The sequence below is a fragment of the uncultured Oscillibacter sp. genome, assembly GCF_947654275.1.
Taxonomy (GTDB): domain Bacteria; phylum Bacillota; class Clostridia; order Oscillospirales; family Oscillospiraceae; genus Oscillibacter.
Genome location: NZ_CANTJS010000010.1, coordinates 40,803 through 61,499 on the forward strand (window position 1 = coordinate 40,803; position 20,697 = coordinate 61,499).

General features: G+C 62.2%; 19 protein-coding genes and 1 pseudogene. 1 reads left to right on the top strand and 19 read right to left on the bottom strand.

Annotated features, from left to right (window positions below; translation table 11 throughout):
* Window positions 1-290 precede the first annotated feature (290 nt).
* The 4 genes from Q0063_RS04315 to Q0063_RS04330 all read right to left on the bottom strand — a co-directional run bounded on the left by Q0063_RS04315 (window position 291) and on the right by Q0063_RS04330 (window position 5,090).
* Entirely contained in the window at window positions 291-1,205 is a 915-nt protein-coding gene (locus tag Q0063_RS04315) for a sugar phosphate isomerase/epimerase (RefSeq protein WP_297870750.1), read from the bottom strand.
* Between the two features lie 21 nt (window positions 1,206-1,226).
* The gene (locus Q0063_RS04320; protein WP_297870751.1) at window positions 1,227-2,861 is read right to left on the bottom strand and encodes a solute:sodium symporter family transporter; all 1,635 of its coding nucleotides are present in this window, start codon (window positions 2,859-2,861) and stop codon (window positions 1,227-1,229) included.
* A 79-nt stretch (window positions 2,862-2,940) separates the two neighbouring features.
* Complete coding sequence (locus Q0063_RS04325; protein ID WP_297870752.1) at window positions 2,941-4,119, bottom strand: Gfo/Idh/MocA family protein; 1,179 nt, start codon at window positions 4,117-4,119, stop codon at window positions 2,941-2,943.
* Between the two features lie 41 nt (window positions 4,120-4,160).
* Window positions 4,161-5,090 (bottom strand): sugar phosphate isomerase/epimerase, encoded by a 930-nt coding sequence (locus Q0063_RS04330; protein ID WP_297870753.1) that lies wholly within the window; start codon window positions 5,088-5,090, stop codon window positions 4,161-4,163.
* A gap of 258 nt (window positions 5,091-5,348) precedes the next feature.
* Between Q0063_RS04330 and Q0063_RS14685 the strand changes: the two are divergent.
* A pseudogene (locus Q0063_RS14685) lies at window positions 5,349-6,143 on the top strand (AraC family transcriptional regulator); the annotation flags it as partial.
* 207 nt (window positions 6,144-6,350) lie between these two features.
* Here Q0063_RS14685 and Q0063_RS04335 read toward each other — a convergent pair.
* The 15 genes from Q0063_RS04335 to Q0063_RS04405 all read right to left on the bottom strand — a co-directional run bounded on the left by Q0063_RS04335 (window position 6,351) and on the right by Q0063_RS04405 (window position 20,509).
* On the bottom strand, window positions 6,351-7,523 hold the full coding sequence (locus tag Q0063_RS04335) for an NADP-dependent malic enzyme (protein ID WP_297870754.1): 1,173 nt from the start codon (window positions 7,521-7,523) through the stop codon (window positions 6,351-6,353).
* A gap of 250 nt (window positions 7,524-7,773) precedes the next feature.
* Window positions 7,774-8,886 (bottom strand): Ldh family oxidoreductase, encoded by a 1,113-nt coding sequence (locus tag Q0063_RS04340; RefSeq protein ID WP_297870755.1) that lies wholly within the window; start codon window positions 8,884-8,886, stop codon window positions 7,774-7,776.
* Window positions 8,887-8,942: 56 nt separating this feature from the next.
* Window positions 8,943-10,169 (bottom strand): L-serine ammonia-lyase, iron-sulfur-dependent, subunit alpha, encoded by a 1,227-nt coding sequence (locus tag Q0063_RS04345; RefSeq protein ID WP_297870756.1) that lies wholly within the window; start codon window positions 10,167-10,169, stop codon window positions 8,943-8,945.
* A gap of 120 nt (window positions 10,170-10,289) precedes the next feature.
* Window positions 10,290-11,021 (bottom strand): glycerophosphodiester phosphodiesterase, encoded by a 732-nt coding sequence (locus Q0063_RS04350; RefSeq protein ID WP_297870757.1) that lies wholly within the window; start codon window positions 11,019-11,021, stop codon window positions 10,290-10,292.
* A gap of 507 nt (window positions 11,022-11,528) precedes the next feature.
* Complete coding sequence (locus Q0063_RS04355; RefSeq protein ID WP_297870758.1) at window positions 11,529-12,227, bottom strand: IMP cyclohydrolase; 699 nt, start codon at window positions 12,225-12,227, stop codon at window positions 11,529-11,531.
* Window positions 12,228-12,237: 10 nt separating this feature from the next.
* Window positions 12,238-13,146: a DUF5104 domain-containing protein gene (locus tag Q0063_RS04360; RefSeq protein WP_297870759.1), complete on the bottom strand. Its 909-nt coding sequence runs from the start codon at window positions 13,144-13,146 to the stop codon at window positions 12,238-12,240.
* A 250-nt stretch (window positions 13,147-13,396) separates the two neighbouring features.
* Window positions 13,397-13,918 (bottom strand): M48 family metallopeptidase, encoded by a 522-nt coding sequence (locus Q0063_RS04365; RefSeq protein ID WP_297870760.1) that lies wholly within the window; start codon window positions 13,916-13,918, stop codon window positions 13,397-13,399.
* 9 nt (window positions 13,919-13,927) lie between these two features.
* Entirely contained in the window at window positions 13,928-14,353 is a 426-nt protein-coding gene (locus Q0063_RS04370; protein WP_297870761.1) for an aspartate carbamoyltransferase regulatory subunit, read from the bottom strand.
* 16 nt (window positions 14,354-14,369) lie between these two features.
* Entirely contained in the window at window positions 14,370-15,290 is a 921-nt protein-coding gene (pyrB, locus tag Q0063_RS04375) for an aspartate carbamoyltransferase (protein ID WP_297870762.1), read from the bottom strand.
* Window positions 15,291-15,434: 144 nt separating this feature from the next.
* Window positions 15,435-16,073, bottom strand: a complete 639-nt coding sequence (gene pyrE, locus Q0063_RS04380) for an orotate phosphoribosyltransferase (protein ID WP_297870763.1) — start codon at window positions 16,071-16,073, stop codon at window positions 15,435-15,437.
* A 16-nt stretch (window positions 16,074-16,089) separates the two neighbouring features.
* Window positions 16,090-16,812, bottom strand: coding sequence for a hypothetical protein (locus tag Q0063_RS04385; RefSeq protein ID WP_297870764.1), 723 nt, complete (start codon window positions 16,810-16,812; stop codon window positions 16,090-16,092).
* A complete protein-coding gene (gene pyrF / locus Q0063_RS04390) occupies window positions 16,809-17,513 on the bottom strand; it encodes an orotidine-5'-phosphate decarboxylase (protein ID WP_297870765.1) in 705 nt (234 codons plus the stop codon). The genes Q0063_RS04385 and pyrF overlap by 4 nt, the downstream gene beginning before the upstream one ends.
* Window positions 17,503-18,429, bottom strand: a complete 927-nt coding sequence (locus Q0063_RS04395) for a dihydroorotate dehydrogenase (protein ID WP_297870766.1) — start codon at window positions 18,427-18,429, stop codon at window positions 17,503-17,505. Before Q0063_RS04395 ends, pyrF begins: the two co-directional genes overlap by 11 nt.
* Window positions 18,423-19,178 (bottom strand): dihydroorotate dehydrogenase electron transfer subunit, encoded by a 756-nt coding sequence (locus Q0063_RS04400; protein WP_297870767.1) that lies wholly within the window; start codon window positions 19,176-19,178, stop codon window positions 18,423-18,425. Before Q0063_RS04400 ends, Q0063_RS04395 begins: the two co-directional genes overlap by 7 nt.
* On the bottom strand, window positions 19,175-20,509 hold the full coding sequence (locus Q0063_RS04405) for a dihydroorotase (protein ID WP_297870768.1): 1,335 nt from the start codon (window positions 20,507-20,509) through the stop codon (window positions 19,175-19,177). Before Q0063_RS04405 ends, Q0063_RS04400 begins: the two co-directional genes overlap by 4 nt.
* Window positions 20,510-20,697 lie beyond the last annotated feature (188 nt).

The following is a 20,697-nucleotide window of genomic DNA, read 5'->3' on the forward strand; positions in this document are numbered from 1 at the left end:
CGGTTGAGCGTCTCGGTGGAGAAAAAGATATGTAAAGCGAGTGGGCCGCCTTACAGCTGTGTCATACCGGCGGGCCTGGCCCGCCGGTTTCCCCGGAGATTGCGGCGGTCCGGGCCGCCTCCGGCCTACGGAAGTTCCCGCCTGATGCGCTCCAGGGCCTCGGGGTCCTCGCCGTCAGAAATTCCGGTCCGCTTCGCCCGCCCTTTTGGGCAGGCGTCCGTTCCGCTTCATTTCCTCCGGCTCTCACTCAAACATCCGCGGATTTTTGAGCGGCCAGGACTGCCTCCAGTTTACAAAAGCTCCTTCTTAATGCGCTCCAGGGCTTCGGGGGCCTGTTTGTCCATCTTCTCCGGGAAGCCGAAGTAGCTGACGCAGATGATGTTGTCCCCGCCCGCCTTGGGGGCGTCGGACTTCAGCTGTTTATTGACGAAATCCATCTCCCGCAGGGTCTCGAAGATGCCGTCGAAGTCCACTTCCCCCTCGCCCATGGCGGTGTGCTGGTGGATGGTGGCGTCCGCACGGCCCCGCTGGTTCAGCCAGGGGGGATTCAGGATATAGCGGCAGTCCTTGGTCTGGTTCCAGGTATCCGCCAGAAGCACGTGGGTCAGCTCGTCCCCGGCGCACTTCAGCATGTGCCGCACGTCGCCCTTGCCCTGGTCGTAGAAAAAGCCGTGGGACGCGGAGTAGACATAGCCCAGGTTCTTGGAGCGGAAGGACTTCACAATGTCGCAGGTCTCGTCGTTGAGCTCGCAGAAGTCATAGGGATGGGACTGGATTTCCACCCGGAGGCCCTCCCGCTCAATGATGGGCAGAAGCTCCTCCATGGAGCGGAAGAACATGCCGTTGCAAATCTCCTGCTGATTGGGGTCTCCGGAGAACTCCGTGTTGATGACGGGCACGCCCATGTCCACGGCAATCTGAATCATCCGCTTCCAGTTGGCCACGGCGTGCTGGCGCTGCTCCTCGGTGGGGCCGGACCAGCGGTAGACCACGATGAAGCTGGAGATTTCCACGCCGGTCTCCTTCAGGGCCTTGCGGTACTCCTCCTCGCACTCCCTGGAGAACAGGGGATGCTTGTAGAAGGGATTGATGCGGGGATGGGGGGACTGCTCGATGTACTTGTAGCCCCAGTCGGCCACCTTCCGGACATAGTCCCGAATGGGCATCTGCTTAGCCAGTACGTCCACGTCAAAAGCGATTTTCATGTCAATTGCTCCTTTCCGCAATCAGCCGATTCCCAGGGGGGAGAAAATGATATACATGACCACCACCACGCCGACGCCCACGGCGGCCCAGATTTTTCCGGTTTTCCAGGGGGTCATATCCATGACCCCGGCGTCGGGCATCTCCCAGGCTTCCTTCCGGGGGCAGACCTTGATGCACACGGCGTAAATCACACACTCCAGAACGAACAGGGCGAAGACCACATAGAGGTAATGGAACCGGTCGAAGAAGGGAATCACCTTGCTCAGGCCGTAGAGCACCATGTGAATGGGCACCACAATCTTGGGGGCGATGGCGGGAGCCCGCCGGGTCAGCAGTCCGAAGAGCACCGCCGTCAGCAGAGGCATGGAGAAGAAGCCCCAGCACTCGTTGATGAAGTTCATGATGCCGGTGCCGAAGTACATGACAAAGGGAGAAATGGCAATGGCCACCACGCCAACCACCGTGCCGAAAATCTGGCCGGTTTTCACCACCTTTTTGGCGTCCGCATGTTTGCCCCAGATGGGCTGCCAGAGGTTCAGGCTGAAAATGGTGGAGGCGGAATTCAGCACGGAGTTGAAGGAGGACAGAATCGCGCCGAACATCACGGCGGCGAAGAAGCCCATCAGGGGTTTGGGCAGGACCTCCATCACCAGCAGGGGATAGGCCTGGTCGGCGGCCAGACCCACGGTGGCGTCCATCTGGCCCTCGGCGGCCAGAAGCTGGAAGGCCATGACGCCGGGGATGACGATGACGAACACGTCCAGGCACTTGAAAAAGCCCGCCCAGATGGCGCCCTTCTGGCTCTCGGCCAGGTTCTTTCCTCCCAGGGAGCGCTGGATGATGGACTGGTTGGTGGCCCAGTAGAAGAGATTGTTGACGAACATGCCGGTGAAGAGCAGGGGCCAGGGAATCTCGGGAGGCAGAGCGCCGGGGGCGGACCAGGCGTTCATCTTCTCCGGCGTGGCGGTGATGAAGTGCTCCACGCCCGCCATGAAGCCGCCGCCGTCCAGTCTGCCCAGGGCCACAAAGGCCAGAATGGGAATGGCGAAGCCGCCGATAATCAGGCCCACGCCGTTGATGGTGTCGGAGTAGGCCACGGCCTTCAGGCCGCCGAAGACGGCATAGCACATGCCCACCATGCCGGTGCCCACGCAGATCCAGGTGATGGCCGTGAAATAGCTGATGCCGAACATGCTCTCAATGTCGAAAATCTTCACCAGGGCCACCGCTCCGGAGTAGAGAATGGTGGGCAGCATGGTGATGACATAGGCCACCAGGAACAGCAGGGAAAACAGGCGCATGGTGAAGGTGTCATAGCGCATCTCGAAGAACTCCGGAATGGTGGCGATGCCGCCCCGGAGGAGCCTGGGCAGGAAGCTGAAGGCCAGCACCACCAGGGCAAAGGCCGAGGTGGCCTCCCAGGCCATGGTGCTCATGTTGCCTGCGAAGGACTGGCCGTTGGTGCCCACCAGCTGTTCCGCCGACAGGTTGGTCATCATCAGGGAGCCGGCAATGACGATGCCCGGGAGCCCCCGGCCCGCCAGGAAATAGCCCTCCTTGGTGGAGAGGTCGTCGTCCCGGGTCTTCCACCAGGAGAGCACGGCCACCAGTACGGTAAACGCCACAAAAGTTACGACGGTAAATAGCATGTGCATACCCTTCTTTCTCGATTGTTTCATGGGGAAGCGCGGTCCGCGCAGGAACAGGCTGACAGCGTCAGCCTGTTCCCGGGATTCAGTTGAAGCTCACCCAGCAGGCGCCATGGTCCGCGGATTCCACGCATTTTTCAATCCACTTCACGCCCTGCGCCCCGGATTCCACGCTGGGATACCAGAAATCGCCGTACTCCTCTTGTCCCGCGCCGGACATGGCGATGGCAAACCGGCGGTACAGGTTGGCCCAGGCCTCAAACAGGCCTTCGGCATGGCCGCCGCCGATGCGGTCCTCCACCCTGGCCTCGGGATAGAGGTAGCCCGCGCCCCGCTCCAGGACCCGCACCGGCTCGCCCTCAATCTCATAGGTCATCTGGTTGGGCCGCTCATCGTCCCACTCAAGGGACGCCCGGGAGCCCACGATGCGGATTTTGTGGTCGTGCCGGGCGCCGCAGTTGATGGAGCTGGCCCAGCAGTAGACCTGAGCGCCGGCCTGGACGGATGTGCTGCCCTTGAGATTCATGATGACAAAGGCGTTGTCCTCCAGCTGCCGCCCCTCTACAAAAGCCCGCTTCGTGCACATGAGACTGTCGATTTCCAGGTCCGGAATCATGGCCTCGATGATGAACAGCGGGTGGGTGCCCACATCCCCCAGGGCGAAGGAGGGCCCTGCCTTCTCGGGGTCAAAGCGCCACCTGGCGGCGGGCACCGTATCCTCCACCTTCACGTTGTACCCGCCGAAGGCGAAGCTCATGTTGATGACCCGGATTTCCCCCAGGTCCCCATGGCGGATCATCTGCCGGGCCTGCTGAATCATCTGGTGGCCGGAATAGCCGTAGGTCACGCCCACGACCTTATTCTTCGCCTTCGCCAGGGAAACCAGCTCCTCCGCCTGGGCGGAGGTAAAGCACAGGGGTTTTTCACAGACCACATGGAGGCCCGCCTCCAGAGCGGCCTTGCAGATGGCGTAATGGGTGCCGTTGGGGGTGGCGATGGACACCGCCTCAATGCCGTCGGGCCGCCCGGCCTCGGCGGCGAACATGGTCTGGTAGTCCGGGTAGCAGCGGTCCGGGGCCACACCCAGCTCCCGGCCGAAGGCAATGCCCCGCTCCGGCACGATGTCGAAAGCCCCCGCCGCCAGCTGGAAGGAATGGTCCCGCAGGGCGGCGGAACGGTGGATATAGCCGATCTGGCTGCCCTTGCCGCCCCCCACCATGGCCCAGCGGATGGGATGATCCAGGACCTTGGAGCCGTTAATCATAGTACATCTCTCCTTGCAGTGTTTATATGCTGTCTGCTCAATCAGATTTGATAGCCCACGCCTTTCAGGTATTCCACGCTGGCTTTTACATCCCTCAGGCTCCCCTCCACATTCCGGGGGTCCCGCTCCTGCTCAATGGTGATGTAGCCGCTGTAGCCGATGTCCTCCAGGGCCTGCTTGATGCCGGGATAGTCCAGGCTCCCCGTGCCGATGGGGCACATGGCCCCCTTGCCGCAGCCGTCGAAGAAGCGGATGCGCTGCCCCAGAACCTCCTGATAGACGGCCTCGTTGACGTCCTTGAAGTGGACGTAATCCAGACGGTCCGCGTACTTTCTCAGGAAGGCCGCCGGGTCCATGCGGGAGTAATACAGGTGCCCGGTGTCCAGGCACAGCCCGGCGGTCTCATAGGGGATATCCCGGACCACCGCCTCAATCTCGTCCTCAAACTCGATGTAGCCCCCGGCGTGGGGATGGATGACGGGCCGGACGCCGTACTGGTTGGCCCGCTCACAGACCGCCCAGAGGTTGTCCATGAAGCCCGCCCATTCCTCCGGAGAGAGACGGGGGGCCCGGTCCGGGTGTCCGGCGGCGTAGTCCCGCTCGTCATGGCCCCAGTCCATGACGGTCATATAGGGCGTGGGGAACTTCTGGCCCTCATGAACCGGCAGGCCCGGCAGGGCCGGGTCCGTAATCAGGCGGCAGATGTCGTCCGCCGCCTTCAGGACGTTTTCCTGATTGGCGGGGTCCAGCAGGTCGTGAAAAATGGTGCCCGCCACAATGGCGATGCCGTTCTTCCTGAGCTCCGCAGACACCGCCGCCGCGTCAATGGGCAGATAGCCGTAGGGCCCCAGTTCGATGGCGCTGTAGCCGGCCTGACCGGCCTCCTCCAGCACCCGCCTCCAGGGGGGCAGATAGGGATTTTTCGGGTCGTCCACCCCCCAGCAGCAGGGTGCGCCGCAAATCTGAATCATGGTCATTCCTCCCCAATATACAAGTTTTCTCCATGCTGTATCCGTTCTCTTCCTGAATCTTCTCTCCTGAACAATTTTGATTTTAGCAGAAGAGCCAGCGGAATGTTTACGGTTTCTTGCGGGGCATTTCTGATAAATCCGCTGTAAACTGCACAAATTTTGTTCAAAATTTTTGGACATTACTGATTCTTGCGGTTCCGCCTGAATTCTGCAATAATGGTGGCGCAGGGCGATTTGCCGGCGCAGGGAGGATATGCCATGAATGCCCATACGTCGTTTGCTCACCGTCAGCCCACTCTGCTGTACGCCACGCTGCAGCGGGAGGAGGACCCCAAGATCAACCGGGTTCTCCACTCCCACAGCCATGTCTGCGAGCTGGTATTTGTCAACGCGGGAGAGGGCTATTACATTCTGAACGGGCGCAGCAGCCCCATTTATCCCGGGGATTTTCTGCTGAGCAACCAGGGGGACCTCCACGAGGTCCAGTCCGCCACCCACAGGGAAATCGGAACCATCTGCTTCGGCATTGGAAACCTGGCGCTGAAGGGGCTGCCGCCCGGCTGTCTGACCCAGGCGGAGGACGGCTTTATCCGCCCGTCCGGGGGAAGCCGGGAGCAGATGAAAGCCCTGTGCCGGCTGCTGTACGACCAGCTGGAGCTGGGCACCGCCCAGGGCAGAACCGTGGCCCAGCATCTGTTTTCGGCGCTGCTGCCTCTGGCGCTGAGTCTTCCCGCCGACGACAGAAACGGGGCGCAGACGGGGTCCGTGATTCTGGTCAACCGGATTGGCCAGTACATCGCCGCCCATTACGCAGAGCCGCTGGCCCTGGAGCGCATCGGAGAGGCGGTCTCCCCCTGTCACGCCGCCCATGTGTTCCGGGAGATCACCGGCTCCTCCCCCATTCAGTACGTCATTCGCTGCCGGATGGGCGAGGCGCAGAACCTGCTGATTTCCACGGACTTCAGCGCCGCCCGGATTGCCGTCATGGCGGGCTATGACAGCGCCAGCCATTTCAGCAGCATGTCCAAACAGGTCGCGGGCCTGCCGGCGGTCCAATACCGGCGGTGGTATCTGGAAATGATGCGGGGGAAGCAGGCCGCTTTTCCGCCGCTGCCCGGATTTCCCAGGACGCCGGCTATCACAGTCCCTTCCTGTATTTCCGGAAAAGGAGACAGGGAAAAGCCGTTCCCGGACGATTCTTTGCAATCGTTCGGGAACGGCTTTTTCACAGAGAGCGTGTCCGCCCTGGTCCGACGGCGCTTACAGACGGGCCACGCCGGAGGCCCGGGCGGCCTCGGCCACGGCCTTGGCCACAGCGGGACCCACCCGCTTGTCGAAGGCCTTGGGAATGATGTAGTCGGCGTTCAGCTCCTCGTCGGAGATCAGCTCCGCCAGGGCCCGGGCGGCGGCCATTTTCATCTCCTCGTTGATGTCGCTGGCCCGGACGTCGAAGGTCCCCCGGAACACGCCGGGGAAGGCCAGAACGTTGTTGATCTGGTTGGGGAAGTCGCTGCGGCCGGTGGAGATGACCGCCGCGCCGCCGGCCCTGGCCTCGTCGGGGAAAATCTCCGGCGTGGGATTGGCGCAGGCGAAGACGATGGCGTCCCTGTTCATGGTTTTCACCATGTCCGCGGTGACGGTGCCCGGGGCGGAGACGCCGATGAACACATCCGCGCCCACCAGGACGTCGGCAAGGGAACCGGCCTTCTTTTCCAGGTTCGTCACCTGGGCCATTTCCTCCTTGATCCAGTTCAGACCCTCACGGCCCTGGTAAATGGCGCCCTTGCGGTCGCACATGGTGACGTTTTTGAAGCCCGCGGACAGCAGCAGCTTTACGATGGAGATGGCGGCGGCTCCTGCGCCGGAGGTGACCACCTTCACGTCCTCCTTTTTCTTTCCGACCACCTTCAGGGCGTTGGTCAGGCCCGCCAGGGTGATGATGGCGGTGCCGTGCTGGTCGTCATGGAAGATGGGAATATCGCACTTTTCCTTCAGCTTCCGTTCAATCTCAAAGCAGCGGGGGGCGGCGATGTCCTCCAGGTTGATGCCGCCGAAGGACCCGGACATCAGATAGACGGCGTTGACAAACTCGTCCACGTCGTGGGTCTTCACGCAGAGGGGGAAGGCGTCCACGCCGCCGAAGGCCTTGAAGAGGACGCATTTGCCCTCCATGACGGGCATACCGGCCTCGGGGCCGATGTCTCCCAGGCCCAGGACGGCGGAGCCGTCGGTGATGACGGCGCAGAGGTTGTGCCGCCGGGTGAGCTCATAGCTCTTGCTGATGTCCTTCTGAATCTCCAGGCAGGGCTGGGCCACGCCGGGGGTGTAGGCCAGGCTCAGGTCGTCCTTGGTCTCCACGGGAACGGTGGCGATAACCTCGATTTTACCCTTCCACTCGCCGTGGAGCCGAAGGGATTCCTTTGCGTAATCCATAATTGATCTTCCTCCTGCATTTCTCCATTTTTATTGTAACGGTTCAGCGCCCGGTCACAGGTGCTGAGAATTTTCTCTCTTACGTCCTCTTCGGAAACGCCGGCGTGCCGGAGCAGCATAAATACGGTGGCCGGCACGCCGCAGTCTTCGGAGAAGATGGCATCCTCACGCTGATGGGAATTCCCTCCCGGACGTCCATATCCGCGACGGCCTGAACGGCCGCCTTCGGCGCGGGACTGACGGGCATCTCTTATGTCTCCCAGGGGAACTTGTACTGGGCCAGGCCCAGCTTGTCCCGGACCTCCAGAATTTCCTTCTGGACGGACTCGCTGACGGGCACGCCCTTGTCCCTGCGGTCCTGCCAGGCCAGCCATTCCTTCTCGCCGGCGGTGTAGATGCGCTCGGCGCCGGGGGCCTTTTTGGAGTTCCGGAGGCCGCGGCAGATGTCGCCGGCAGTCTTCCTGAAGGTGTCCAGACCCATGAAGAATTCGGGGTTGATGACAAAGAAGAAGTGGCCCAGGCGGTACATCTGATTGCTTCCGTCGGGAGCCTTGCCGCTGAGCTCCTTCAGGCTCGGGCCTCCGGCCAGGGCGGCGGAGAGAATCTCAACAATGGTGGTAAAGCCGTAGCCCTTATAGCCGCCGGTTTCCTCGCCGGGGCCGCCCACGGACACCAGCGCGCACTTGCCGGCCCGCATATCCTTGAGAATCTGACCGGAGTCGGTCATGGTGCCGCCGTCGGCGGTGACCACCAGACCCGCCGGCGTCTCGTGGCCGATGCGCTGATAGTACTCAATTTTGCCGTTCTGGATGGTGGAGGTGGCGCAGTCGAAGTTAAAGGGGAATTCCTCGTCGGTAGGCATGGTAAACGTCAGGGGATTGGTGCCCATCATGGGCTCCACGCCCCAGGTGGGGGCCACGGAGGGCCGGGCGTTGGTGCCGGTTATGCCGATCATGCCCGCCTTTTCCGCCATGGTGGTCCAATAGCCCGCGATGCCGTAGTGGGTGGAGTTGAAGACCGCGCCGCCGGCCATGCCGTATTTGGCGGCCTTTTCAATCAGCAGCTCCATCATGTGGTAGCTGGCCACCATGCCCATTCCGTTGTTGGCGTCCATAACCACCGTCGTGGGGGTGTCCTTTACGATGTCCATTTTGGTCTCCGGCAGCAGGGTGCCGTTGACGATACGGTCAATATAGATGGGCTTGAAGCGGTTGCAGCCGTGGCTTTCGATGCCCCGGCGGTCGGATTCCAGCAGGACGTCGGCGCAGATCCGTGCGTCGTCCTCAGGCACGCCGTAGCCCTTAAAGGCGTCGATGAGGAAGCTGTTCATCAGCTCCCAGGATACATAAGGTCTTGTCTCCATAGCGTTGATCTCCTTTTATTTTTTGGTGTGCGCCAATGCGGGGCGCACATGGCAAATCAAGAGGCGGGCTCTCCGCTCCGGCGGGAGTAAATTCGGGCAAGGCCGCCCTCCGAGGTCTCCCGGTATCCGCGGTTCAGATGAATCCCCGTTTCATACATGGTCCGGAGCACCATGTCATAGCTGATGCGCCGGGTATCGGACAGGAAATAGGCCAGGTTCGCGGAGTTAATGGCCCGCATGGCGGCGACGGCGTTGCGCTCGATGCAGGGGATCTGCACCAGCCCGCAGATGGGGTCGCAGGTCAGACCCAGGTGATGCTCCAGAGCCACCTCGGCGGCGTACTCAATCATTTTAATGGAGTAGCCGAAGAGATAGCCCAGCGCCGCGGCGGCCATGGCGCAGGCCACGCCGATTTCCGCCTGACAGCCGCACTCCGCTCCGGACACGGAGGCGTTGCACTTGGCCAGCTCACCGAAGAGGCCCGCCACGCCCAGTGCGTGAATCACGTCCTCGTCGCTGAGGCCCCGTTTATTTTTGATATAATACAGCACTGCCGGAAGAACCCCGCAGGCGCCGCAGGTCGGGGCCGTGACCACCGTGCCGTTGTCGGCGTTCTGCTCGGAAACCGCGTAAGCGTAGGAGCAGACCATCTGACACTCCACAATCTCCGGGTGTTTGTTGACCAGAATGTGGTCATAAATGGATTTGGCCTTGCGGTTGATGCGCAGTCCTCCGGGCAGCTCGCCGGAGGCGGCCAGCCCCTCCCGGATGGACTTCTGCATGGTCTCCCAGACCTCTGCCAGATAGTCCCAGATTTCCCTTCCCTCGTTCATCTCCACGTAGTCCACCAGACTGACATAGCGGAAATTGCAGAACTCCTTGATTTCGGCAAAGGAATTTTCGGGATAGGTCTCCTCGGCCTTCTGTGGCTGCGGACGGCCCTCAACCGTCAAATCGCCGCCGCCGATGCTGTAGAACCGCTGCCGGGCAATTTCCTCCCCCTCCCGGAGGGCAACGAAGTCCAGCGTGTTGGGGTGGGGCAGGTTCTCCTGCGCCTCCTGGGAAAACACCACTTCTGTTGGGACAGGAGCCAGGGTGTCGGTGACCGCCCGATCTGTACCGTGGCCCTTTCCGGTTTTGGCGAGGGAGCCGTAGAGAAAAACGCGGTAGGCGTCGGCTTCCGGCGTCTCGCTCCGGAAGATCGCGGCGGCCTTGACCGGCCCCATGGTGTGGGAGCTGGAGGGTCCCTTGCCGATTTTGTAGATGTCGCGGATAGACTTCATGGTGTGTCACTCCTTCCTGGTCCGGCCGGGCGGGACAGCGCCTGCCGGAGCCTCACAGCGGTTCTTTTGTTTTTTGCTTTTTTAGCTTATATTGCTTTTTTGTTTATTTTGTTTGCGTTCTCAGCTCTGCAAGGAAGCCAGCACGTCCCGGGTCATTTCGGGGAAATTCCCGATGACGGCGTCGATTCCCTTGGCCGCCAGGTCCCGCACGTCCTCCTCTGTGTTGACGGTGTAGGTATTGATTTCCAGGCCGTATTGCTTGAGCTCCGCCACCGCCTCTTGAGTCAGGCTGCGGAACATCGGGTGATAGCAGGCGACGCCGTGCTCATGGCAGTACCTGCCCGCGTCGATGATCCAGGTCTCGCTGAGGAAGCCGTACTTCAGCGCCGGCGCAAGCTCCCGCATCCGCAGAATGGTGTAGTGGTTGAAGCTGGAGATGATAACCTTTTCCTCCAGATGGTACTCCTGAATCATGTCCCAGACCTTTTCATCCATGCCGGGATACTCAAAAACGCCGGTTTTCATCTCGATATTGGTAATAACCGGCAGGTCCCTGATGAATTCGCAGTACTCCCGAAGGGTGGGAACCGGATTGAACCCATACTGCCCGGTATAGAGATAGGAGGCGTCCAGCTTCCGAAGCTCCGCGAGGGTCAGCTCCTTCACCCAGCCCGTTCCGTCCGTGGTGCGGTCCACCTGCTCGTCGTGAAGGATGACGGGCTCCCCGTCCCGGGTGAGCTGAACGTCCAGTTCAATGCCGTCCGCGCCGGCCTCCACCGCCTTGCGGAAGGCCAGCATCGTATTTTCGGGATATTTGCCGCTGTAGCCGCGGTGTGCAAAATTTTTCGTCATGATGCCTGTTCGTTCAAACCGCTCCAGTCCGCCCGGGCCCATGCCGGCCGGGAAGCGGTTGGGACGTACCTCCTTATAGTCAGAATTTCCCTGTTTCGGCCTCCGTCGGTTCCGCCGGGCCCCACGGACCCGGCATACAGAGATGCCTGCGTTCGCTGCCTGTTCCCGTGTGAAAATTGAAAGAAAAACACGACAACAGGCACCGTATGTCTACGGTGTCAATTGCCATGTCTCACAAACTCCATGCGGCGATACTCTTTTTGGCAGCTGCGTCCATTCCGTCCATCTGCGCGGTCCGCCTGAAATTCCGCCGGCGTCTTTCAGCGGGCTGCGCTCCAGAATTGACGATAGCCCGATTATAGCATCCCGGCGTCTCTCTGGCAAGGGGATTTCTCAAATCCGCAGGTAATTCATACAAAAGGCACAGGATTCATGGGGCGGCTTTGGGTGTTTTGCCGGTCCGGGATGCTGAGAGCCGCCCTGTCCAGGGCGGCTCTTCCCGGGGCTTCAATAGCGGTTGCGGATGGCCTCCCGGCAGGTTCCGTCCGCCAGGGAGACAAAGCGTACGAACAGGGACACCTTATTTTCCGGATTCAGGGCGGCCCACACCCGGTCCGCCAGCGCCTCCGGCGTATCCTCCTCCAGAGCCACCCGCTTCGGCTCCCCCTCGAAGGAGGGCAGAGGGTTCCCATCGCCGGTGTAGGTGTGAATAAAGCGGCCCTCGCCGGGAAGAGGAGCGTCATAGTGGTAGAAATAGCGGCAGCAGCAGTCGGGATTTCCGTCGGCGCTTTTCAGAATGGACAGCTGGAAGCTGCCGTCGGGGCTCAGCAGGCCGGAGATGCGGGGGGTCCAGTTGGGGCCGTCGGGCTCGAAGGTCCGGCTTTTCAGGGCCTCGGCAAAGGTGCGGCCCCTGAAAATATAGTCTCGGATGGTGTCGGTCTGGTCGCCGTTGGTGACGATGAGGCCCCGGCCCGCCTCACGGACAGGATGGTAGATGATGAGGCTGGGATCCGTCATTTTAGAGGGGTCATGGGCCTGGGTGCGGATGCCGTCCTCCGTGGGGACGAACACCCGGTTTCGGGAATTCTCGCTGCGGCCCATGATGAAGTACACCGCCACGGCGCTTTCGCCGCTCTTCCCCAGAACGATGCCCCGGCCGGGATAGGGATTGCTTTCCAGAAGGGCGGACAGATTCTCTTTTTTCATAACAAGCTCCTTATGTTTCTTCTCCTTTTGGATTCTTCCAGACCGTTTCCAGCTCCCGGGAATCACGGCCGTTGTAGAGGTACACGGACCAGACCCGCCGCGCCCCGTCCCCGAAATCATGGGTGTAGATGTGGACGTACCGGGCCTGCCCGTCCTCGGGAACCAGCTCGTAATAATAGCCTGTGCCAAGCCAGCCTTCCGCGTTGGGCGGGCCGAAGCGGGCGGTGAAGCCCTCCCAGCTGTCGTCCGTTTCCAGGAATGCCGGCAGCTCCTCCCGGGTGACGGTCCGGTCATAGGGCGTGAAGGCGAAGGGCTCGTCTCCGATGCGGCGGGTCTCCCCCTCCGCGGCGGGGGCGGTGACGACGCTGAGGCCGTCCTCCAGGTCCAGGCTGTTCTGGTAGTAGTCCGGGTGGCACCTCGCCGCCTCCGTGGCGACGACCACCTTTCTCAGTCCCACGTTTCCGGGGTCCTCCTCGTCCTTCGTCACATAGCTGAAGGAACAGTAGTAGTTCACGCCCCCGCAGACCGCCGGCAGGGAATTGTGCACATCCACCATGGTCTGCCGTCCGTATTCCAGGTGCTTGGAGGCCCCCACGGGGGTCAGCATCTCGCAGTCCTCCGTGGGGCCGGGATACAGGTCCAACAGGGCCTGAATGCTCTCGTCCAGGTCCCCGTCCGCCTCCCGGACATTGGGGGAGAACAGAGCCCGGACGGCCTCCGCGTCCCGGGCATCCACGGCGGCAAAAAATTCGTCGATGGGGTCCTGCAGGCTCCACCGGCTGCCGGACAGGCCTTCCAGGGCCCCCAGGGCCGCGTCCCGGAGCCCCTCGGAAAGGCCATCTGCGGTCCGCTGAACCAGGCCGCAGCCGGTCAGAAGAAGCAGGAGACCCAGCAGCACCGCCGGTGCGGTCTTTTTCATAGGCAGCGCCCTCCCTTTCCATTAGGGCCTGTTCACATAAGCCCACGCGCACGTCTTTTCGGCAAATTTTGCCGCCTGCTTCGTTAAAAATTTTTGCCGTACGCCAGTACGCCTGCAAATTTTTGCCTCGCATCCGGCTAAAATTTGCTCGAAAATCCGCACATGTGGTTTATGTGAACAGACCCTAGAAATCAGAAGCTGAGAATCAGGAATCAGCCATCATAAGGGGGCAATTCCTCACCCCTCATTCCTAATTCATAAAAAGCTGTTTCTTCCGCTCCCGCCAGTCCGGCAGATACGTCTCCAGCAGCGCGTAAAACCCGGGGCCGTGGTTCTTCTCCCGGATGTGGCACAGCTCGTGGACCACCACCAGCTCCACCGCCTCCGGCGGGCAGTTCATCAGGAAGCAGGAAAAGCACAGGCTGTTCTTTGCCGAGCAGCTGCCGTAGCGCCGCCGGGCCGCCGTGACCTTGAACCCGGTGGGGCTCACGCCCATTTTTTCGCTCCAGTATGCCACTTTTCCCGGCAGCTCCGCCCGGGCTCTCTCTTTCAGAGCCTGAATTTCCGCCTCGGTGGGGGGCGGTGGGCGGAGGGCCGCCCTCTGCCGCTGGGTCTCCAGGTGCTTTTCAATCCAAGCGGCATGGCTTTTCACAAAGGCGTCGATCCGGGCCCGGGAGCAGCGCAGGGGGGCCCGGACCAGCAAACGGCCCTCCCGGGTGATTTCCAGGGCCAGGGTCTTCCGCCGGGAGCGGATCAGCTCAAAGGATTCCATATGCTCCGGTCAGCGCTTCCGGTCCTTGGCGGTGTCGCAGTAGGCGCAGCGGTAGGTGTGGCGGGCGGGGTCGCTGAGGAGAAACACGGCGTCCAGCTGGGGTTCCGCCACGGTGATGCACCGGGGGTTCTTGCAGCGGATGATGTTCACCAGCTTTTGGGGCAGCTCCAGATGGGTTTTCTCCACCCGCACGCCGTCCCGGATGACGTTGACGGTGATGTTGGCGTCGATATACCCCAGTACGTCCAGGTCCAGCTCCAGAGGCGTGTCGATTTTGATGATGTCCTTTTTCCCCATCCGGCCGCTGCGGACGTTTTTGATGATGGCCACGGAGCAGTCCAGCCGGTCCAGGTGGAGGTATTTGTAGATGTCCATGCTTTTCCCGGCCTGGATGTGGTCCAGAACCACGCCGTTTTGGATGCTGTCGATATTCATAAGCTCCTCCCCCTTTTTACACATGGATGTCCAGCAGCTTCAAAATCAGGGCCATACGGATAAACTTTCCGTTTTTCACCTGCTTCCAGTAGGCGGCCCGGGGGTCCCTGTCCACCGCCACGGCAATCTCGTTGACACGGGGCAGGGGGTGCAGGATGGAGAGGTCCGCTTTGGCCCGCTCCAGCTTTTCCGGGGTGAGGATATAGCTGTCCTTCAGACGGAGATAATCCTCCTCGTTGAAAAAGCGCTCCTTCTGGACCCGGGTCATGTAGAGCAGGTCCAGCTCCGGCATGACGGAATCCAGGTCGGTGGTCTGGACATAGGGCAGGTTCCGCTTTTTCAGGGCCTCCTCCTTCACGTAGCGGGGGAGCTTCAATTCTGCCGGGGATACCAGCACGAATCTGATACCGTCGTACCGGCTCAGGGCGTTTACCAGGGAGTGGACCGTCCGGCCGAATTTCAGGTCGCCGCAGAAGCCCACGGTAAAGCCGTTCAGCCGGCCCTTTTCCCGGTGGATGGTGAGCAGGTCGGTAAGGGTCTGGGTGGGGTGATTGTGGCCGCCGTCTCCGGCGTTGATGATGGGCACTTCGCTGAACTGGGCGGCGGCGTAGGGAGCGCCCTCCTTGGGGTGGCGCATGGCGATGATGTCGGCATAGCAGCTGACCGTGTGGACGGTGTCCCCCACGGTCTCGCCCTTGGCGGTGGAGCTGGAATTGGCCTCGGAGAAGCCCAGCACGCTGCCCCCCAGGGCCAGCATGGCGGACTCGAAGGAGAGCCGGGTCCGGGTGGAGGGCTCGAAGAAGAGGGTGGCCAGCTGCCTGTGCCGGCAGGCCTCCTGATATTTGGCGGGGTTTTGAATGATGTCCTCCGCCGTGGCAATCAGTTCGTCGATTTCCTCCACGGTGAGGTCTACCACGTCAATGATGTTTCTGGGCATAATTCGTCCTTTCTGTCAATTAGAAATCAGGAATTAGGAGGTAGAAATTAGAAATTAGGAATTAGGAGTTAGGAATTAGGAGTTAGGAATTAGGAATAACTGAAATGATGGAAAAATTCCTCATTCCTCATTCCTTATTCCTAATTATTTCAGAATCCAGCTTTCGTCCGACGGGTTCGCCCGGAACTTTTTCAGCCGCTCAATGTCCTCGGGGCGGATTTTTCCCTCGTCGGCGGCAATCTGGCACACTGCGTCGAAATTGGACAGGCTGTAGTTGGTCACGTTGGCCGCCGCCAGCCGGTCCAGACCCTTCTGGAGTCCGTAGGTGAAGATGGACGCGATGCCCAGCACCTCTGCCCCCGCTTCCCGCAGGGCCTCCACCACGTCGATGCAGCTGCCGCCGGTGGAGATGAGGTCCTCCACCACCACGACCCGTGCGCCGGGCTCCAGTTTTCCCTCAATGCGGTTCTGCCGCCCGTGGTCCTTGCCGCTGGACCGGACATAGCCCATGGGCAGGCCCATGAGGTGGCCCACAATGGCGGCGTGGGCGATGCCCGCCGTAGAAGTGCCCATGAGGACCTCCACGCCGGGATAGTGCCTGCAGATGAGGTCCACCAGGCCCTCCTCCACGTGGGTGCGGACGGCGGGGGCGGTGAGGGTCAGGCGGTTGTCGCAGTAGATGGGGCTCTTGATGCCGCTGGCCCAGGTAAAGGGCTGGTCGGGCCGGAGAAAGACCGCTCCGATGGAGAGCAGGTCGTGGGCAATGGTCTGTTCACGGGTCATATCAATATCCTCCTTTTTATGGTTCCGTCAAAAGGGGCAGGGACGCCAGCGGGGCTTCCAGAACATAGTCATACCTGCCGTCGGAGACAATCAGGCACAGGCTGTCCTCCGTCAGGTAAAACCCGCCGCCTTCATTCCAGGCCGGGGAATCCGCGCAGAGGTCCGCCAGCTCCTCCAGGGACGGCTGATCGGACCGGTTCCCCAGGGCCGTGAAGGTCTCCGGAATCAGCCGGGCCAGGTCCTCCGGGCCGCTCAGGTCCAGAAGGCCGGAGAGGCGGACGGGCTCGTCCGTCCTGCGGTCGATGGTGACGGCGTACTCGCTGGAAGACGGGTAAGCGCCGCCCTGCGTCACATAGAAGAAGAGAAAGGCCGCTGAAAAATACGCCATGTCGCACCGCGTGACCTCATAATCAACGGTGACACTGGTATGGGGCCGCTCTGTAAGCGCCTCCATGGTCCACCCGTTATAGGCGGTCTGCCGGATCAGCTCCGCCGTGCCGTCTCCGTCGGACCGGCCGTAATCAGGATAGTTGATGAACACAGAGACGCCCCTGCCGGGGTCAAGATAGTAGTCGCAGAGCCGCTGGGGGCCCACCGTGTTTCCGAACGCGTACCGGACGGTTCCGCTGACGGTCTGCCCGGTCTGAACGCCGTCGGGGATATCCGGCGCTTCCCGTCCGCCGCAGCCGGTCAGAACCAGCAACAGCAGCAGGGCCGGCAGTGCCGCCTGACGGGTCATGCGCCTGAGAATTCCCGCACCGCCCGGCGGTAGGCCTCCACCGGGTCCGCCGCCTGGGTGATGGGCCGGCCCATGACGACGTAGTCGCAGCCGCTCTGTCCGGCCTTCTCCGGGGTCATGACACGCTTCTGGTCCCCCGTGTCGCCGCCGGCGAAGCGGACGCCGGGGGTGACGGTGCAGAACCTGTCCCCGCAGCGCTCCTTGACCAGGGCCGCCTCCAGGGGGGAGCAGACCACGCCGTCCAGGCCGCTCCGGGCGGCGGTCTGGGCATAGGAGAGGACGGTCTCCGCCATGGGGGTGTCAATCAGCAGCTCGTTTTTCAGGGTCTCTGCGTCGGTGCTGGTGAGCTGGGTCACGGCAATCAGCAGCGGCCTCGTCCCGTCGGGCCGGGTGAGGCCCTCCAGGGCGGCCTTCATCATGGAGGAGCCCCCGGCGGCGTGGAGGTTCACCATGTCCACGTCCAGGCCAGAGAGAACGGACATGGCCCGCTTCACGGTGTTAGGAATGTCGTGGAGCTTCAGGTCCAGGAAAATCCTGTGGCCCCGGGCCTTGATCTCCCGGACGATGGACGGCCCTTCGGCGAAATAAAGCTCCATACCGATTTTCACAAAGGGCTTTTCTCCGCCGGGAAAGCGGTCCAGAAAGGTCAGGGTCTCCTCACGGGTGGGGAAATCCAGTGCAATGATCACGTCACGCGCCATGGTGTGCTCCTCCTGTCAATTCAGATATTTGGGAAACGCCCAGCCGCTCACAGACGGCAGGCAGGTCCTCGATGATTTTTTTGCAGGCCCAGGGGTCCCGCAGGCTGGCGGCCCCCACCTCCACGGCGGAGGCGCCCGCCAGCATCATTTCGGCGGCGTCCTCCGCGGAGCTCACGCCGCCACAGCCGATGACGGGAATTTTCTCCCCCACCGCCTCATATACGTCCCACACCATCCGCACCGCCACCGGGAACACGGCAGGACCGGAGAGACCCCCGGTGCGGTTGGCAATCAGGGGGCGTTTCGTCCTCAAGTCGATCCGCATTCCCAGCAGGGTGTTGATGAGGCACAGGCCGTCGGCCCCCTCGGCCTCGCAGGCTTTGGCAATCTCCGCGATGTCCGTCACATTGGGGCTGAGCTTCATGAAGACGGGCTTTTTCGTCGCCGCCCGGACGGCCCGGGTGACGGCGGCGGCGCTCTGGGGGTCGGAGCCGAAATTCTTCCCGCCGGCGTGGACGTTGGGACAGGAGATGTTGACCTCCAGTATCCTCACCTGCTCCGCGTCGTTCAGACGTGCGCAGTTCTCCGCGTACTCCTCCAGAGAGAAGCCGCAGACATTGGCAATCACCGGCCCACGGAAAATTTTGGCGATGTTGGGAACCTCCTCCCGGAGAACCGCCTCCATGCCGGGGTTCTGGAGCCCCACGGCGTTCAGCATCCCGCCCGGGGTTTCGGCAATGCGGGGCTGGGGATTGCCGGGACGGGGGTCCCGGGTGGTGCCCTTCCAGGAGAAGGAGCCCAGGATATTCAGGTCGTAAATCTCAGCGAACTCCCGGCCATAGCCGAAGGTCCCCGAGGCGGGGATAATGGGGTTTTTCAGCGTCACACCCGCCAGACTGACGGATAAATCTACCATAGAATTTCCTCCTTCCGGAACACGGGCCCGTCCTTGCAGACCCGGCGGAGGCCGTTTTTCGTCTCGATGGTGCAGCCCACGCAGGCCCCGAAGCCGCAGGCCATCCGGGCCTCGAAGCTGAACTGTCCCCCGGTGAGCTGAGGCAGGGCGTGGACGGCCTTCAGCATGGCCGTGGGGCCGCAGGCCAGCACATAGGAGCAGTCCGGCAGGGTGTTCAGGGCGTCTGTGACAAAGCCCTTGACCCCCAGGCTCCCATCCTCGGAGGCAGGCAGAACCGGAATGCCCAGGGCGGCGAACTCCTCCAGGTAAAAGCTGTCCGCCCTGGAGCGGAAGCCCAGAACGGCCCGGGGGCTCTGCCCGTTCTCCAGCATCCGCTTTGCCAGCCCGTACAGCGGCGCGACGCCGATGCCGCCGCCCACCAGAACCGGGGCGGGGCCCACGGTCTCCGGCGCGAAGTCAAAGCCATTGCCCAGGCCCGCCAGCACGTCCAGCTCCGTTTCCGGAGGCAGGCGCACCAGCTCCTTCGTGCCCTCTCCCGCCTCCTTCACCAGCAGGGTCAGGTGATACTTCCCCCAGTCGCAGACGGAGATGGGCCGCCGGAGAAATTTCCCCGGCAGGGCCAGGTTGACAAACTGGCCCGGGGCGGTGACGGCGGCGGCGTCCTGGGAATTGAGGGCCATCAGGACCAGCTCCCAGGTATCCGGCGTAAGCTGCCGCCGGGACCTCCAAATGAATGTGCACTGCTTCATGGTGTTTCTCCTTCCGGCCGGTCACAGCCCCGGATGATGCCGATGATTCCCGACGGGGACGGCTTCAGTCCCTCCGGGAACACAACGGTTCCGTCCACAATGGTCATGCGGACGGCGGCGTCCACCCGGCGGCCCTCGAAGGGGGTGGCCCGGCCCAGGGAGCGGAAGCCCTCCGGGTCCACAACGCCGGGGCACTCCAGGTCCAGCACCGTCAAATCGGCGGGCTGGCCCTCCGCAATCTCGCCGCCGGGCAGGTTGAAAATCCGGCGGGGGTTGACGCACAGGGCATTTAAAATCACTTCCAGCGGGACCTTTCCGGTTTGTACCAGCTCTGTGTACAGCACCGGGAAGGCGCATTCCAGACCCACCACGCCGTTGAGACTGCCCCGGAGACCGCCGGCCTTCTCCTCCGCCGAGTGGGGGGCGTGGTCCGTGGCAATGCAGTCCACCGTCCCATCCAGAAGGCCCGCCACCAGGGCGTCCCGGTCTTCCGCCGAGCGGATGGGGGGATTCATCCGGAAGCGGCCATGGTCCTGTAAATCCTCGTCGCAGAGGCAGAGGTAGTGGGGCCCCGTCTCACAGGTGACGGGAAGGCCCTCCGCCTTGGCCCGGCGGATGAGGGCCACGCTCTCTTTTGTGGAGACGTGGCAGACGTGATACCGGCAGCCGGTCTCCCGAACCAGACGGATGTCCCGCTCCACCTGCCGCCACTCGCTGGCGGGGTCGTTGCCGGGAAGACCGTTGCGGCGCGCATACGCTCCGTCGTGAACGGCCCAGCCCTTTTCCAGCAGGGATTCGTCCTCACAGTGGGCCACGATGGGCCTGTCCAGCTGTTTGGCCAGCAGCATGGCGGCCCGCATCATGTCCTCAGACTGGACGCCCCGCCCGTCGTCGGAGAAGCCGGGGACGAAGGGGGCCAGGGCGGCCAGGTCCGCCAGGTCTCCGCCCTGTTCCCCCCGGGTGATGGTCCCATAGGGATGGACATGGACCCGGGCGTCCCGTTCAATGGCCTCCAGCTCCCTTTCAAGGTTCTCCCGGCTGTCCGGCGCGGGGTTCAGATTGGGCATGGCGCAGACCGCCGTATAACCCCCCGCGGCGGCGGCGGCGGTGCCGGAGGCAATGGTCTCCTTATAAGAAAATCCAGGCTCTCGCAGATGGACATGAACATCAACGAAACCTGGAACGACCAAGCAGTGATTCAATTCAATAACCTGAGCGCCGCCCTTGGAAAGGGAGGGGCCAACGGAAACAATGCGGCCTTTGGAAATGGCAATGTCCAGGGGCTGAAAGCCTCCCCCGCAGAACACGGACCCGCCGGTCATAATCATCATATAGGCGTTCTCCTCTCCGATTTTTCGGGATAAAATACTACACGAAAATCGCTCTGCTGTCAAGTCCTCTTTTGGGGGAAAGGGCGCGTCCGTTTCCGCGGTTTATACTGAAAAATCACAGCGGCAAAGCACAAAAACGGCCTGCCGGAACAAAGCCAAAGCCCCCACGGCACAACGAACAGCCCGCC